The organism is Streptomyces sp. NPDC042638 (assembly GCF_040647235.1).
GTDB classification, from domain to species: Bacteria; Actinomycetota; Actinomycetes; order Streptomycetales; family Streptomycetaceae; genus Streptomyces; species Streptomyces rameus.
On the sequence record NZ_JBEZBT010000002.1, the window covers coordinates 276,232 to 290,338 of the forward strand.

Consider the following 14,107-nt stretch of genomic DNA (forward strand, 5'->3'; position numbering starts at 1 on the left):
CGGCGCAGTGCCGCCTGCCGCACCTCCTCGGCGAGCACGCCGGTCCGGCCGTCCCACGCGGCCGGCGCCCGAGTTGTGGCACGGGCCAGGACGGGGTGCCGTTTGCTGGCCGGGTGGTGGTACGGCCCGGGTCGGGGGGCTTGCGGTCGGGTGGCGACTCGGGCCGGGACGGGGGCCGGTCTCCGGTCGGTCGTGGCATCGGTCCGGGACAGCTGGCGGCGCAGTGCCGCCTGCCGCACCTCCTCGGCGAGCACGCCGGTCCGGCCGTCCCATGCGGCCGGCGCCCGAGTTGTGGCACGGGCCAGGACGGGGTGCCGTTTGCTGGCCGGGTGGTGGTACGGCCCGGGTCGGTGGCGTTCGCGCGGGCGGTGTCATGGGCCCGAAGGGGGTATTCGTCGCGGCGGTGGCACGGGTTCGAACGGCGGGGCCCGCTTGCGCTCCGGCGTGCCGCGGGCCCGCACCGGGCGATCGGTCTTCGTCCCGGCGGCCCGGGCAGGGCGGGTTTGCGGCCAGCGGGGTGCCGGGGGCCTGGGCTCCCGGGCGGGGGTCGGCCTGGGGGCTGGGTCTCAGTCGAGCGAGTCGCGTGGGTGGGCGGGCGGATCCAGTGCGGCCGACAGCGCCTTCAGGAACCGGTTCACCGTGCCCCGGTCCCGTACAGCGATCCGTACCCACTCCGCACCGAGCCCCGGAAACGTGTCACCCCGCCGCACCGCATAGCCGAGGTCCCGCAACCGTCGCCGTACACCGCTCGCGTCCGGTATCTCCACCAGCACGAACGGCCCCTCCGCAGGCTCCACCACCCGGACTCCACGCGCGGCGAAAGCCGCCAGCCCCGACACCAGGTGCGCCCGGTCCGCGGCGATGCGATACGCCGCGTGCCCCGCCTCGGCCAGCGCCCGCGGCGCCACACACGCCCGCCCCGCGGCCAGGGCCGGTGTCGACACCGGCCACAGCGGCTGCGCCCGCTCCAGCTCGGCGATCACGTCGGGCGCCGCCAGCGCGTAGCCGATGCGCAGGCCGGCCAGCCCCCAGGTCTTGGTGAGGCTGCGCAGCACGACCAGACCCGGCACATCGGTCCGCCCGGCCAGCGCCTCCCGCTCACCCGGCACGGCGTCCATGAACGCCTCGTCCACCACCAACGTCCTTCCCGGCCGGGCCAGTCGGACGATCGACTCCGCCGGATGCAGCACCGACGTCGGATTGGTGGGGTTTCCGATCACCACCAGGTCGGCCGCCTCCGGCACGGCCGCCGGGCCCAGCCGGAACCCGTCCTCCGCCCGCAACAGCACCCGTTCCACGGTGTGCCCGGCGTCCCGCAGCGCGGCCTCCGGCTCCGTGAACTGGGGGTGCACCACGACCGGCTGACGTACCTTCAGGGCGCGTGCGAGCAGCACGAACGCCTCCGCGGCGCCCGCCGTCAGCAGGACCCGCTCCACCGGCAGGCCGTGCCGCGCCGCCACCGCCGCCCGCGCGGCCCGCCCGTCCGGGTAGGCCGCCAGGGCCGACAGCGAACCCGCGATCTCCTCCCGCAGCCACGGCGGGGGCGTGTCCGCGCGGACGTTGACGGCGAGGTCGACCAACGCCGCACCGTCGTCCCGCACTTCGGCATCCCCGTGATGCCGCAGATCGTGCCCGGCCCCGCCGGTCTCCTCAGTGCCCATGGCTGTGCGAGTGCCCCCTCGTGATGGTGGTGCCCGTGACGGTGGCCGCGGTGTGCGCCTTCACCAGGTCGTCCTCGGCCGTGACGGCGTCGTCCCCGCCCGTGACGGCGTCGTCCTCGGCCGTGACGGCGCGGGCCGGCCGTGTCCCCGGCCGCCGTACCACGGCACAGGTCACCCTCCCCGACTTCCGCTTGGGGACGAGGAGGTCACCGCCGCCCAGCAGGGCAGCCGCCTCGGCGACCGAGGACGTGCCGACGGAGGCGAGCGGCGCGGCGGACGGGTTCGGCACCGCCACGGCCGACAGCTGCTGCGCGGAGTACGTCACCAGCGGCACCCCGAGCCGCTCGGCGGCGGCCACGATGCCGGGCTCCGCCGCCTTGGTGTCCACGGTGGCCAGCTCGGCGACCGACCGCACCGGGACTCCCGCCTCCCGCAGTGCCGCCTCCACCAGCTCGACGACGTCCCCGGCCGGCGCCCCCCTCGACGCGCCGACCCCGACCACCAGCGCCCCGACCGGCGACGGCCGGCACCCGGGCACGTCACCGGCACGGTACGGGTGCGACACGCCCGGGACGGCCCCGGCCGTGACGCCGGTCTCCCGGCAGCGGTCCCGCTGCTCCGGCGTGCCGTTCCCCGGGGCCGCAACGTCCGCTCCGGGCCCGGCACCGGCCCGGGTCATCCCGTCTGCCAAGGCGTCGGCCATGGGAAGCGGTCCTCTCCGGCCGGTGCGAGTCGGCACGTGAACGGCTGTCGGACATGCGCGAACGCCGGTCCATCGGATACCAAGGGCCTATGGCGGTCTTCGTCGCGCTCGGCGCGTTCCTGATGACGCTGGCCGGCGGCTGGACGGCACAGCGCGTGACCGACCGCCGCCATCTGGTCCTCGGTCTGGCCGGCGGGCTGATGCTGGGTGTGGTCGGCCTCGACCTGCTGCCGGAGGCGCTGCACGCGGCCCACCGGGAGATCTTCGGCGTACCCGCCGCCCTGCTGCTCTTCGTGACCGGCTTCCTGCTGGCCCACCTCGTGGAGCGCACCCTGGCCGCGCGCCAGGCGGCGCACGGCGGCGCCGAGGGGGAGGGCCACCGAGCGCCCGAGGTGGGACTCGCGGCGGCCGGCGCGATGGTGGGCCACAGCGCCATGGACGGCGTGGCGATCGGCGCGGCCTTCCAGGTGGACGGCGGCATGGGTACGGCCGTCGCGCTCGCCGTGATCGCCCACGACTTCGCCGACGGCTTCAACACCTTCACCGTCACCAGCCTGTACGGCAACGCGCGCCGCCGGGCCGTCGGGATGCTGGTCGCCGACGCCTGCGCACCCGTGCTGGGCGCGCTGTCCACGGCCTTCCTCCACATCCCCGGACCGGTGCTCGGCGGCTATCTCGGCCTCTTCGGCGGCGTACTGCTCTACCTCGCCGCCGCCGAGATCCTGCCCGAGGCCCACCACGAGCACCCGGCCCGCTCCACCCTGCTGTGCACGGTGGCCGGAGCCGCGTTCATCTGGCTGGTGGTCGGCATCTCCGGCTGACCGCGCGCCCGCCCTCACCGGCACCTCTCCACGAACCGCCGGGCGACATCGGGCCGGGACGCCCAGTGCGTGTGCAGATAGCTCGCGTGCACACCCCGCTGGACGAAACCCTCGACCCGCGGGACCGGGGCGCGCACACCCCAGGCGGGAGCGGCACCGGCGCCCGGTTCGACGACCGTGCGATGGAACTCGTGTCCCCGCATCCGCGTTCCGGCCGCCGCCAGCACACTGTCGCCGACGGCCACGGCGTCCCGGTAGCCGAGCGTCAGCCGCTCGCCCATCCGCGCGGTGGCGTCCAGTACGCCGCACATGGGCCGCCCGTCCAACTCGCGGCACAGATAGAGCAGTCCGGCGCACTCGGCGGCGACGGGGGCGCCGGACAGCGCGAGCTCCGCGACGGCCTTGCGCAGCGGCTCGTTGGCCGACAGCTCACTGGCGTACACCTCGGGAAAGCCGCCTCCGACGACCACCCCGGCCGTACCCTCGGGCAGCCGCTCGTCCCGCAGCGGGTCGAAGCCGACCACGTCCGCGCCGGCGGCGGCCAGCAGCTCGGTGTGTTCGGCGTAGGAGAAGGTGAACGCCGGTCCGCCGGCCACGGCGACCACCGTGCGCCTGTGCGCCGCGGTGCCGGGCGGCGGCTCCCAGGGAGCGCATGCCAACGCTCCCGCGGTCCGTGCCAGCCCGAGCAGGGCTTCGAGATCGCACCCCCGCTCGACCTGCGCGGCCATGGCCGCCACCGCGGCCACGGCGTCGGCACGCCGCTCGGCGACCGGGACGAGCCCCAGGTGCCGCGACGGTGTCTCCACCTGAGCGGCCCGCCGCAGCACACCGAGAACCGGCACCCCCGTCGCGTCCAGGGCCTCCCGCAGCATCTCCTCGTGCCGGTCCGACCCCACCTTGTTCAGGATCACGCCGCCGACCCGCACCTCCGGATCCCAGGAGACGAACCCGTGCACCAGCGCGGCCACCGACCGGGACTGCGAGGAGGCGTCCACGACGAGCACGACCGGCGCGCGCAGCAGCTTGGCGACCTGGGCGGTGGACGCCAGCTCACCCTGCCCGGCGGCCCCGTCGTACAGCCCCATCACGCCCTCGACCACGGCCAGGTCGCAGCCCCGCGCACCGTGCAGGAACAGCGGAGCGACCAGCTCGGGCCCGCACAGATACGCGTCCAGGTTGCGCCCCGTCCGCCCGGTCGCGAGGGCGTGGTACCCGGGGTCGATGTAGTCCGGCCCGGCCTTGTGCGGGGACACGGCCAGCCCCCGCGCGGCGAACGCGGCCATCAGCCCCGTGGCCACGGTGGTCTTGCCGCTCCCCGAGGAGGGCGCGGCGATGACCAGCCGGGGCACCGACGACATCACCACTCGATGCCCTTCTGGCCCTTCTGACCCGCGTCCATGGGGTGCTTGACCTTGGACATGTCGGTGACGAGGTCGGCGAAGTCCACCAGCTTCTCCGGCGCGTTGCGACCGGTGATCACGACATGCTGGGTACCCGGACGGTTCCGCAGCACGTCGACGACCTCGTCGGTGTCGACCCAGCCCCAGTGCAGCGGGTACGCGAACTCGTCCAGCACGTACAGCCGGTACCTCTCGGCGGCCAGGTCCCGCTTGACCTGCTCCCAGCCCTCGCGGGCCTTCTCCTCGTTGTCCAGCTGGGCGTCCCGCTGGACCCAGGACCAGCCCTCGCCCATCTTGTGCCAGTCGACGGTGCCGCCCTCGCCGGAGGCGCCGAGCACACGCAGGGCGTTCTCCTCCCCGACCTTCCACTTCGCCGACTTGACGAACTGGAACACCCCGATGGGCCACCCCTGGTTCCAGGCGCGCAGCGCGAGCCCGAACGCGGCGGTGGACTTGCCCTTGCCGACTCCCGTGTGCACCATGACCAGCGGACGATTCCGTCGCTGACGTGTCGTCAGACCGTCCTGCGGTACGACACCCGGCTGTCCCTGCGGCATTACGCGGCCCTCCTCGACGTCCCCTGCACATCCCTGACCAGCCCGGCGATCGAGTCGGCCCGCAACTCGTCCAGCGTCACGGCCGTACCGCCCAGCTCACCCGCGAGCTGCCCGGCGAGCCCCAGCCGCACGGGCCCCGACTCGCAGTCCACCACCACCGAGGCGAGGTGCCCGGCCGCGAACAGCCGCGCCGCACGTCCGGCCAGGGCGACCGGCTCCGGACCGCCCGTGGCCCGTCCGTCGGTCACCACCACGACCAGCGCCCGCCGCGCCGGGTCCCGCAGCCGCTCCACCCGCAGCACCTCGTGCGCCTTCAGCAGCCCGGCGGCCAGCGGCGTACGGCCCCCGGTCGGCAGCGACTCCAGCCGCGCGGCGGCGGCGTCCACGGAGGACGTCGGCGGCAGCGCCACGTCCGCCCCCGCTCCCCGGAAGGTCACCAGACCGACCTTGTCCCGCCGCTGGTAGGCGTCGAGCAGCAGCGACAGCACGGCACCCTTGACGGCGCCCATCCGCTGCCGCGCCGCCATCGACCCCGAGGCGTCCACCACGAACAGCACGAGGTTGCCCTCGCGCCCCTCCCGGGTCGCCTGCCGCAGATCGTCCCGGCGGATCACCAGCCCGGGCCCGGACCTCCCGCGCGCCCGCTGGTGCGGGGCGGCGGCCTGCACCGTGGCGGCCAGGTGCAGCTTGGTCAGCGCGCCCCCGGGCCGCCGGGCCCCGGTCGTCCGCCCGTGCTCGGTCCGCGCCCGCGACCGCCGCCCGGCGGCGCCCTCGCCGAGCCCGGGCACGCTCAGCACCTTGGCCCGGAAGGGCTCGCAGGCCCGTACGGCCGACTGCTCCTGCGCACCGGACGGCCGCGGCTGCCCGCCCTCACCGGCCTCGGGCCGCGCGGCGCCGGCCCCGTCACCCTGCGGACCGCTGTCCGGCGCCGGCTGCCCACCGCCGCCACCGGGCCCGTCCCCGCGGCCGGGTCCGCCGTCCCCGCCGCCCGGCCCGTCGGGCTCGGGGTCGTCGTCGGGTTCGCCTTCGCCTTCGTCTTCGCCGGAGAACTCCTCCAGCGTCTCGTCCAGCCTGTCCTCGTCCAGCCCCGGGGCGTCGAACGGGTTCCGGCGCCGCCGGTGCGGCAGCGCCAGCAGGGCCGCCTGCCGCACGTCCTCGGCGAGCACGTCGGTCCGCCCGGCCCACGCGGCCAGCGCGGTGGCGGTCCGCGCCATCACGATGTCGGCGCGCATGCCGTCCACCTCGAAGGCCGCACAGGTCGCCGCTATCTGCCGCAGGGCACCGTCGCCCAGCCGCACCCGCGGCAGCAGCTCCCGCGCCGCGGCGACGCGCTGCCGCACGGCCGCCTCCTCGGCGGCCCAGCGCGCCGCGAAGCCTTCCGGGTCGGCGTCGTAGGCCAGCCGCCGCCTGACGACCTCCACGCGCTGGTCGGGCTCGCGGGAGGCGGCCACCTCCACCGTCAGACCGAACCGGTCCAGCAACTGCGGGCGCAGCTCGCCCTCTTCGGGGTTCATGGTGCCCACGAGCAGGAAGCGGGCGGCATGCCGAACGGACACGCCCTCGCGCTCCACGTACGAGGCACCCATCGCCGCCGCGTCGAGCAGCAGGTCCACCAAGTGGTCGTGGAGGAGGTTGACCTCGTCGACGTACAGGATGCCGCGGTGCGCGTCGGCCAGCAGGCCCGGCTCGAACGCCTTCACGCCCTCGGCGAGCGCCCGCTCGATGTCCAGGGCGCCGACGAGCCGGTCCTCGGATGCGCCGACGGGCAGCTCGACCATCCGCGCGGGCCGCTCGCCGCCGCCGCCGGCCTCGTGCGGGCCGTCCGGGCACGCCGGATCGGGGGCTGCCGGATCACACGAGAACCGGCACCCGGGCACGACGGCCACCGGCGGCAGCAGCGCCGACAGCGCCCGTACCGCCGTGGACTTCGCGGTGCCCTTCTCACCGCGCACCAGCACACCGCCGACCGCCGGCGACACGGCGTTCAGCAGCAGCGCGAGCCGCAGGTCGTCCTGGCCGACAACGGCCGTGAACGGAAAGGGGGTTGTCACTGTTCGCCCTCCATGTCGCCTTCCGGTTCCAGATAGGTGGCGCGCGGGCGCCCCAGCGCGTCCGGCCCCGTCCGCGGCCCGCGGTCCGCCGCCTCCGGCAGCCGCCGGGTGCCTCCCGGCAGCGTCCGGGGGCCGGATGTCACCCGGGCGGGGCCGCCGGTGCGGTGGCCGGCCCCGGAGGCCCGGCCCGACGCCGGCCCCCCGTCGGCCACCGCCGGCGCCGCGCTCATGCGGGCGCTCCCGGCGGGATGAAGGGCAGCCCGCGCGGCGCGCCCGACTCGATGAGCCGCCACAGCGCGTCCGTGTCCGCATGCTGCTCGATCAGGTCGCCGAGCCGGTCGAGCTGTTCCTCGCGCAGCGCGGCGAAGGAGGTGTCCGGCGCGGGGACGAAACGGCGGCCCGTGGCGGCGGCCACCTCGCGCAGGAAGGCCCGCCGGAAGCCGTCCGACTCCAGCGAGCCGTGCCAGTGGGTGCCCCAGGTCTGACCGACCCGGCAGCCGTCCAGGAAGGGCTCGCCGCCGGTCACTTCGGCGACCCCGTGGTGGATCTCGTAGCCGTCGACCGGCTCGCCGAGGGCTTCCCCGGCCGGCCGGGTCAGCGTCTTCTCGCGGGCGAAGCGCACCCGCACGGGGAGCAGCCCGAGCCCGGTGACCTCCCCGGCGCGGGACTCGACCTCGTCCTCGATGTGCTCGCCGAGGATCTGGAAGCCGCCGCAGATGCCGAGGACGGGGCGTCCCTCGGCGGCCCGGCGCACGAGCGCGTCCGCGAGCCCCCGCTCCCGCAGCCACCGAAGCGCCCGTACGGTGCCGCGCGTGCCCGGGATCACCACGAGGTCGGCGTCGGCCAGTTCCTCCGGGCGGTCCACGAACCGGACCACGACCCCCGGTTCGGCGGCCAGCGCGTCCACGTCCGTGAAGTTGGACATGAGCGGGATCGCGCACACGGCGACCCGCAGCACGTCCTCGCCGACCGGGGGAGCGACGGTGGACTCGCGGACGGTGCCGCGCAGCGAGATGCGCAGCCCGTCCTCCTCGTCGATGCCGAGCCCGTGCCGGAACGGCAGCACGCCGTAGGTGTGCCGCCCGGTGAGGCCGTGCAGCATGTCCAGCCCGGGCTCCAGCAGGCCGACATCGCCCCGGAACTTGTTCACCAGGAACCCGGCGACCAGCTCCTGGTCCTCGGGCGAGAGCAGGGCGAGGGTCCCGAAGAAGGAGGCGAAGACACCCCCGCGGTCGATGTCGCCGACCACGAGCACGGGCAGCCGCGCGCCCCGGGCGACGCCCATGTTGACGATGTCGGTCCGCCGCAGGTTGATCTCGGCCGGACTTCCCGCCCCCTCGCAGATCACCGCGTCATACGTGCCCCGCAACTCGGCCAGGCAGTCCAGCACCGTGCCGAGCAGCCGCTGCTGGCGCCCGCCGTGGTACCCGCGCGCGCTCAGCTCGCCCACCGGCTTGCCCAGCAGCACGACCTGGCTGCTCTGCTCGCCGCCGGGCTTGAGCAGCACCGGGTTCATCAGCGTGGTCGGCTCGATCCGGCAGGCCTGTGCCTGCATGGCCTGGGCGCGGCCGATCTCCGCGCCCTCCCGGGTGACGAACGAGTTGAGGGACATGTTCTGCGCCTTGAACGGCGCCACCTTCACGCCCTGGCGTACCAGCCAGCGGCAGATACCGGCCGTCACGACGCTCTTGCCGGCGTCGGAGGTGGTGCCGGCGACGAGGAGACCACCGTTCACTTCCCGCGTCCCTTCCACAGTGCGCGCGCGGCGACCGTGGCGCCGAGCGCGAGCAGGCCGACGCGGCGGGAGAGCCGTACGGCCCGGTCGATGTCGGCGGCCCGGACGGGCCGTCCGGTGGCGCCGTTGAGCACGGGGCGGTGTTCGACCCGCCCGCCGTAGGAGAGCGTCCCGCCCAGCCGGACGCCGAGGGCACCGGCGAAGGACGCCTCCACCGGACCGGCGTTGGGGCTCGGGTGCCTGTGCGCGTCGGCCCTCCAGGCGCGCAGGGCGCCCCGGGGGTCGGGTCCGGCCGCGGCGGCGAGTACGGCGGTCAGCCGGGCCCCCGGCCAGCCGGCGACGTCGTCGAGGCGGGCGGAGGCCCAGCCGTAGCGGCGGTGGCGGGGTGACTTGTGGCCCACCATGGCGTCCAGGGTGTTGACCGCACGGAACCCGAGGAGCCCCGGCACCCCGGCCACGGCGCCCCAGACCAGGGCGCCGACGACGGCGTCGGAGGTGTTCTCGGCGACCGACTCGACCACGGCCCGGGCGATGCCGTCGGCGTCCAGCGTCTGAGGGTCCCGGCCGCACAGATGGGGCAGCCGGGCCCGGGCCGCCTCGATGTCGCCGGCCTCCAGGGCGCGGCCGACGGTGCGGGCCTCCCGGGCCAGCGAGGTGCCGCCGACGACGGCCCAGGTGGCGACGGCGGTCAGCGCGAGGGATGCGGCGGGGGAGGGGCGTACGGCGCGTACGGCCAGCGCGCCGAGCGCGGCGGCGCCGCCGGCGCACACGGTGGTGTGCAGGGCGCCCCAGCCGCGGTGGTCGTGCCACAGGGCGCCTTCCACGGCTCCGGCCGCCCGGCCGAAGGCGGCGACCGGGTGCCCGCGGCGCGGATCGCCGAGGAGCAGGTCGCCGAGGACGCCGGCGGCGGCACCGTACGCGTACGTGCGATCGGCACCCACCGGCTCAGCCGGCCGTGGGCACAGGAGCGGTCCTGGAAGGGGTCCTTGGGCAGCCGGGCATGGCGATCTGTGTCCTCACTCAGGGTGTCCGCGCCCTGGTTCGACGTGAATCGGCGGTGAGAGTTCCTGGCTCCCGGGGGTTCTTCCCCGGTGACAGTGGCGGGACCGCGCCGGAATCGCACCGGCTTCCTCTCCTGCCGCCGTACATGGCCTGGGCAGTCCACCACGCGCCCGGAACGGCCGTCAACCTGCCGTTGACCTGCGTGGGGAGAGTGTGCCGATCCCCACATCCCGGGGCGTGCGGGCATGCCTGAGGCTCCCCTCCGTAACGGGCCGGAGGGGAGCCTCGGGGGTGCTCGGGCAGGGCGTGGCCCGCTGGGCGTGGGCGGTCCGGGTCACGCCCTGGGGGCGGGCCGGTCCGGGTCAGGCCCTGGGGGGTGGGTCAGGCCTTGGCCACGATCAGGTAGATGCCGTAGGCCACGGCCGCCGCGCAGGCCGCGAAGCAGACGTAGGCGCCGGTGACGGCGAGGCCGGCGGAGCCGCCCTGGGCCGTGGCCCTCTCGCGCCGGGCCAGACCGTTGACACCGAGGGTGAACAGGGCCACCAGGCCCACCGTGAACACGAGGCTGACGCCGAAGACGGAGCCGATGGCCGCCCAGTCGATCTTCATGGGGTTGCTTCCTTCAGTAACCGGGTGCTCGGGGTCAGACCGTGGCGGCCGGCGGGGTGGCGGGAGCCGGCTCGGCGGCCGGGGCGGGGATCGTGGCCGTCAGGTCCTCGGTTACCGTGCCCGCGGGCGGCGGGATGACGGCGGCGATGGCGGTGGTGACCACACCGGCCGGTTCCGTGGTCTCGGCGACGACGCTGGTGTGGTCCACGACCTCGCGGCGGGAGATCTTCCAGATCGTGGCGCTCGCGGCGACCAGGAGGACGGCGACCACGGCGGTACCCCAGTCGCCCAGGCCGGTGACGGACTCGGCGCCCGCGCCGACCAGCGCGGCGGCCGGGAGGGTGAGCACCCAGGCGACGATCATGCGGGTCGCGGTGGACCAGCGGACCACACCGCCCTTGCGGCCGAGGCCCGCGCCCATCACCGAGCCGGAGACGACATGGGTGGTGGAGAGGGAGAAACCGAGGTGGGAGGAGGCCAGGATGGCGGTCGCGGCGCTCGTCTGGGCGGCGAAGCCCTGGCGCGGCTCCAGGTCGGTCAGGCCTGTGCCCATGGTGCGGATGATGCGCCAGCCGCCGATGTAGGTGCCGAGCGCGATGGCCAGGCCCGCGGAGAGGATCACCCAGGTGGGAGGGTTCGAGCCGGGGGCGATCGCGCCGCCCGCGATCAGGGCGAGGGTGATGATGCCCATCGTCTTCTGGGCGTCGTTGGTGCCGTGCGCGAGCGAGACCAGGCCGGCGGAGGCGATCTGGCCGGCGCGGTAGCCCTTGCGGGTGGCGTCGCCCTCGGCCTTGTCGCCGATGCCGTAGGAGAAGCGGGTGGCCAGCATCGAGGCGAGGCCCGCCACGAGCGGCGCGGCCACCGCCGGCAGCAGCACCTTGGTGACCAGGACCTCACCGTGCACGGCGCCGAAGCCGGCGGAGGCGACGGTGGCGCCGACCAGGCCGCCCATCAGGGCGTGCGAGGAACTGGAGGGAAGGCCCACCAGCCAGGTCAGCAGGTTCCAGAGGATCGCGCCGACCAGGGCGGCGAAGATGACCTCGGGACGGATGCCGGTCTCGTCGACGAGACCCTTGGAGATCGTGTTCGCGACCTCCACGGAGAGGAAGGCGCCCACAAGATTGAGTACGGCGGACATGGCCACCGCGATCTTGGGCTTCAGGGCGCCTGTGGAGATGGTGGTGGCCATCGCATTCGCGGTGTCGTGGAAACCGTTCGTGAAATCAAACGCGAGAGCGGTTACCACCACAATCGCGAGGATCAGCGAGAAGCTTTCCATTTACCCAGGCAATCGTTCGAGGTCGTTGGCGCGATGACCGTAGGCAACCTGGGTGAACGGAAGATGAACTGAGGCGGGCGTAGTGGTGTCTCTGACGCGGGGTCCGGGTTCCGTTTCGCTCCGTCGGGCCAGACGCCCCTTGGCTACCGGCCCCGCGCGAAGATCCGCAGCCGGCTCAACGACCCGTTGAAGAGATTCTGGTCACCCGGCAGCGCGCCCCGGGTGTCGTACTGCCAGAACGTCCAGTACCGCCAGCCGCCGGGCAGCGCTCCCGGCCGCGAGGTGCCGTGCCGGGCGATCCACAGCGGGTGGCTCTGAGAGAACGCTCGGCTGTTGCCGGTGCACAGCTTCCACCACTGGGTCGTGGTGTAGATCACCGGACGGCGGCCGGTCTCCCGCTTGATCTCGTCGCTGAACGACCGGATCCACCCCACCATCCGCGCCTTGCCCAGCCCGTAGCACTTTCGCGAGGTGTTGTACGGGTTGTACTCGATGTCGAGCGCGGGCGGCAGCGTCCAGCCGTCCGCCCGCCAGCCGCCGCCGTGCCGTACGAAGTACGCGGCCTGCTTGGCGCCGGAGGACCGGTCCGGGAGGGCGAAGTGGTACGCGCCCCGGAGCAGTCCGGCGTTGCGTGCGCCGGTGTACTGCCCGGAGAAATAGGGGTTGCGGTAGTTCGTGGACTCGGTCGCCTTGATGTAGACGAACCGCGCACCGTTCGCCCGGGCGGCGGTCCAGTTCACGCGCTTCTGGTGGGAGGAGACGTCATGCCCCTTGGGTGCCTTGGCCCGGCCCGAGGCGAACGCCGGCGACCCGGCCGGCATCAGGGATCCGATCGGCTCCACGGGCCCGACCGGCGACAGCGGTCCTACCGGATCGCCGGGACCGGCCGGCGTCAGCGGTCCGCCCCGATCGCCGGGACCGGCCGGCGTCAGCGGTCCGCCCGGCTCCGCCGTTCCGGGCCTCAGCGGTCCGCCCGGCGTCAGAAACCCGGCCGGCTCCACGGGTGCCGCCTGCCGCAGCGACCCCGCGGCCACCGGGCTGCGGTCCGACAGCGACGGTTGGGTCGACGCCGACGCGGTGCCCGTCAGGGCGAGGGCCGCCGCCGTGGCCGTCGCGAGGACACCGGCGCGGTGACGGACAGAGGTGTGTTCACGAGCCATGCGCTCCCCCGTGGGTGTCGGACGACGGGCGCCCCGCACCGGCGGGCGGCAGCGGTCGTCCAGTGGGCACGAGGGATCATTGAAGGCCCGTCGATCACGGGATCCGCGTCGAATTCAGGCGTTTCGCCACGAAATGCGCTCTTTCGGCCGCACGGCTTCCGCGCCGGTGCGTCCCTCCGGCCGCTCCGCGCCGGTCCGGCTGGCAGGATCACCGCATGGCTGAACCGCGGCGGAGCACGGCGGACGGGCGGCAGGACGTGGCACGCCTGTGGGCGGACCTGGTCGACACGGCGCGCCGGACCGTCGCCGAGGGGCTGGTGGCCGGCACCTCGGGCAACGTCTCCGCCCGCACCGGCGACCTCGTGCTGGTCACTCCTTCGGGTGTCCCCTACGACCGGCTCACCCCCGCCGACCTCACCGGCGTCGACCTCACCGGACGCCAGGTGCTCGGCACCCTCGTGCCGACCAGCGAGCTGCCCATGCACCTCGCGGTCTACCGCACCACCGACGCCCGCGCCGTGGTCCACACCCACGCCGTGCACGCGACGGCGGTCTCCACGCTCGTGCCCGAGCTGCCGCCCGTCCACTACATGGCCGCCGCCCTGGGCGGCCCCGTCCGGGTCGCCCCCTACGCCGCCTACGGCACCGGCGAACTGGCCGAGAACATGCTCCGCGCCCTCACCGGCCGCACCGGTTGCCTGCTGCAGAACCACGGCACGATCACCTACGGCGCCACGCTCGACCAGGCGTACGACCGCACCGCCCAGCTGGAGTGGATGTGCCGGCTGTGGCTGACGGCGTCCTCCGTGCCGGGCCTGACACCGACCCTGCTCACCGAGGCACAAGTGACGGAGGCCGGGGAACGCTTGAAGGGGTACGGCCAACGGAGGTGACCCCTTGCCGAGCAACGCCCTGCCCCGCAACCTCTTGCGCCCCTTGCTCCGCTCCCGTCGCTCGCTGCGCTCCACCGCGCTCCCGGACGCCCTGACCCGCCGGCTCCCGACTCCACCCGCCGGCCCGCGCCGCCGTGTCCCGGTACCGCTCGCGGCGCTCGGCCGCCGGGCTCCGGTGGGGCTCGCGGCGCTCGGCCGCCGGGCTCCGGTGGGGCTCGCGGCGCTCGGCCGCCGGC

General features: G+C 74.9%; 13 protein-coding genes, 2 pseudogenes and 1 riboswitch. Of the genes and pseudogenes, 3 read left to right on the forward strand and 12 right to left on the reverse strand.

Features of this window, described 5'->3' with window-relative positions:
- The 3 genes and pseudogenes from AB0B40_RS02870 to AB0B40_RS02880 all read right to left on the reverse strand — a co-directional run.
- A pseudogene (locus tag AB0B40_RS02870) lies at positions 1-254 on the reverse strand (hypothetical protein); the annotation flags it as partial.
- 312 nt (positions 255-566) lie between these two features.
- Complete coding sequence (gene cobC / locus AB0B40_RS02875) at positions 567-1,661, reverse strand: Rv2231c family pyridoxal phosphate-dependent protein CobC (protein ID WP_362262353.1); 1,095 nt, start codon at positions 1,659-1,661, stop codon at positions 567-569.
- Positions 1,662-1,806: 145 nt separating this feature from the next.
- Positions 1,807-2,166: pseudogene (locus AB0B40_RS02880) on the reverse strand (cobalamin biosynthesis protein); the annotation flags it as partial.
- A gap of 287 nt (positions 2,167-2,453) precedes the next feature.
- Here AB0B40_RS02880 and AB0B40_RS02885 point away from each other — a divergent pair.
- Positions 2,454-3,185 carry a ZIP family metal transporter gene (locus tag AB0B40_RS02885; protein ID WP_362262356.1) on the forward strand — a complete coding sequence of 244 codons (732 nt, stop codon included), beginning with the start codon at positions 2,454-2,456 and terminating at the stop codon, positions 3,183-3,185.
- Positions 3,186-3,199: 14 nt separating this feature from the next.
- Here the strand turns inward: AB0B40_RS02885 and AB0B40_RS02890 are convergent, their stop codons facing one another.
- The 9 genes from AB0B40_RS02890 to AB0B40_RS02930 all read right to left on the reverse strand — a co-directional run bounded on the left by AB0B40_RS02890 (position 3,200) and on the right by AB0B40_RS02930 (position 12,651).
- Positions 3,200-4,543 (reverse strand): cobyrinate a,c-diamide synthase, encoded by a 1,344-nt coding sequence (locus AB0B40_RS02890; protein ID WP_345050951.1) that lies wholly within the window; start codon positions 4,541-4,543, stop codon positions 3,200-3,202.
- Entirely contained in the window at positions 4,543-5,142 is a 600-nt protein-coding gene (gene cobO / locus AB0B40_RS02895) for a cob(I)yrinic acid a,c-diamide adenosyltransferase (RefSeq protein WP_345050953.1), read from the reverse strand. Before cobO ends, AB0B40_RS02890 begins: the two co-directional genes overlap by 1 nt.
- Positions 5,142-7,193, reverse strand: a complete 2,052-nt coding sequence (locus tag AB0B40_RS02900; protein WP_362262359.1) for a putative cobaltochelatase — start codon at positions 7,191-7,193, stop codon at positions 5,142-5,144. Before AB0B40_RS02900 ends, cobO begins: the two co-directional genes overlap by 1 nt.
- Positions 7,190-7,423: a hypothetical protein gene (locus AB0B40_RS02905; protein ID WP_362262362.1), complete on the reverse strand. Its 234-nt coding sequence runs from the start codon at positions 7,421-7,423 to the stop codon at positions 7,190-7,192. Before AB0B40_RS02905 ends, AB0B40_RS02900 begins: the two co-directional genes overlap by 4 nt.
- Positions 7,420-8,928, reverse strand: a complete 1,509-nt coding sequence (locus tag AB0B40_RS02910) for a cobyric acid synthase (protein ID WP_362262365.1) — start codon at positions 8,926-8,928, stop codon at positions 7,420-7,422. The genes AB0B40_RS02905 and AB0B40_RS02910 overlap by 4 nt, the downstream gene beginning before the upstream one ends.
- Entirely contained in the window at positions 8,925-9,869 is a 945-nt protein-coding gene (locus tag AB0B40_RS02915; protein WP_362262368.1) for a cobalamin biosynthesis protein, read from the reverse strand. The genes AB0B40_RS02910 and AB0B40_RS02915 overlap by 4 nt, the downstream gene beginning before the upstream one ends.
- A gap of 97 nt (positions 9,870-9,966) precedes the next feature.
- A riboswitch (cobalamin riboswitch) is annotated at positions 9,967-10,109 on the reverse strand.
- A gap of 202 nt (positions 10,110-10,311) precedes the next feature.
- Complete coding sequence (locus tag AB0B40_RS02920) at positions 10,312-10,539, reverse strand: hypothetical protein (RefSeq protein ID WP_345057611.1); 228 nt, start codon at positions 10,537-10,539, stop codon at positions 10,312-10,314.
- A 34-nt stretch (positions 10,540-10,573) separates the two neighbouring features.
- Complete coding sequence (locus AB0B40_RS02925) at positions 10,574-11,818, reverse strand: inorganic phosphate transporter (RefSeq protein WP_345057613.1); 1,245 nt, start codon at positions 11,816-11,818, stop codon at positions 10,574-10,576.
- Positions 11,819-11,961: 143 nt separating this feature from the next.
- Positions 11,962-12,651 carry a lysozyme gene (locus AB0B40_RS02930; protein ID WP_345057617.1) on the reverse strand — a complete coding sequence of 230 codons (690 nt, stop codon included), beginning with the start codon at positions 12,649-12,651 and terminating at the stop codon, positions 11,962-11,964.
- A 542-nt stretch (positions 12,652-13,193) separates the two neighbouring features.
- Between AB0B40_RS02930 and AB0B40_RS02935 the strand changes: the two genes are divergently transcribed.
- Both AB0B40_RS02935 and AB0B40_RS02940 read left to right on the forward strand, forming a co-directional pair.
- Positions 13,194-13,871 carry a class II aldolase/adducin family protein gene (locus AB0B40_RS02935; RefSeq protein ID WP_362262372.1) on the forward strand — a complete coding sequence of 226 codons (678 nt, stop codon included), beginning with the start codon at positions 13,194-13,196 and terminating at the stop codon, positions 13,869-13,871.
- Positions 13,872-13,875: 4 nt separating this feature from the next.
- Positions 13,876-14,107: hypothetical protein (locus AB0B40_RS02940; RefSeq protein WP_362262375.1), on the forward strand; the 232-nt coding region annotated here is incomplete at its 3' end.

Bases quoted from the DNA above. Each gene is read 5' to 3' on its own strand.
- cobC (WP_362262353.1), bottom strand. From the start codon at position 1,661: ATGGGCACTGAGGAGACCGGCGGGGCCGGGCACGATCTGCGGCATCAC.
- AB0B40_RS02885 (WP_362262356.1), top strand. From the start codon at position 2,454: ATGGCGGTCTTCGTCGCGCTCGGCGCGTTCCTGATGACGCTGGCCGGC.
- AB0B40_RS02890 (WP_345050951.1), bottom strand. From the start codon at position 4,543: ATGTCGTCGGTGCCCCGGCTGGTCATCGCCGCGCCCTCCTCGGGGAGC.
- cobO (WP_345050953.1), bottom strand. From the start codon at position 5,142: ATGCCGCAGGGACAGCCGGGTGTCGTACCGCAGGACGGTCTGACGACA.
- AB0B40_RS02905 (WP_362262362.1), bottom strand. From the start codon at position 7,423: ATGAGCGCGGCGCCGGCGGTGGCCGACGGGGGGCCGGCGTCGGGCCGG.
- AB0B40_RS02920 (WP_345057611.1), bottom strand. From the start codon at position 10,539: ATGAAGATCGACTGGGCGGCCATCGGCTCCGTCTTCGGCGTCAGCCTC.
- AB0B40_RS02925 (WP_345057613.1), bottom strand. From the start codon at position 11,818: ATGGAAAGCTTCTCGCTGATCCTCGCGATTGTGGTGGTAACCGCTCTC.
- AB0B40_RS02935 (WP_362262372.1), top strand. From the start codon at position 13,194: ATGGCTGAACCGCGGCGGAGCACGGCGGACGGGCGGCAGGACGTGGCA.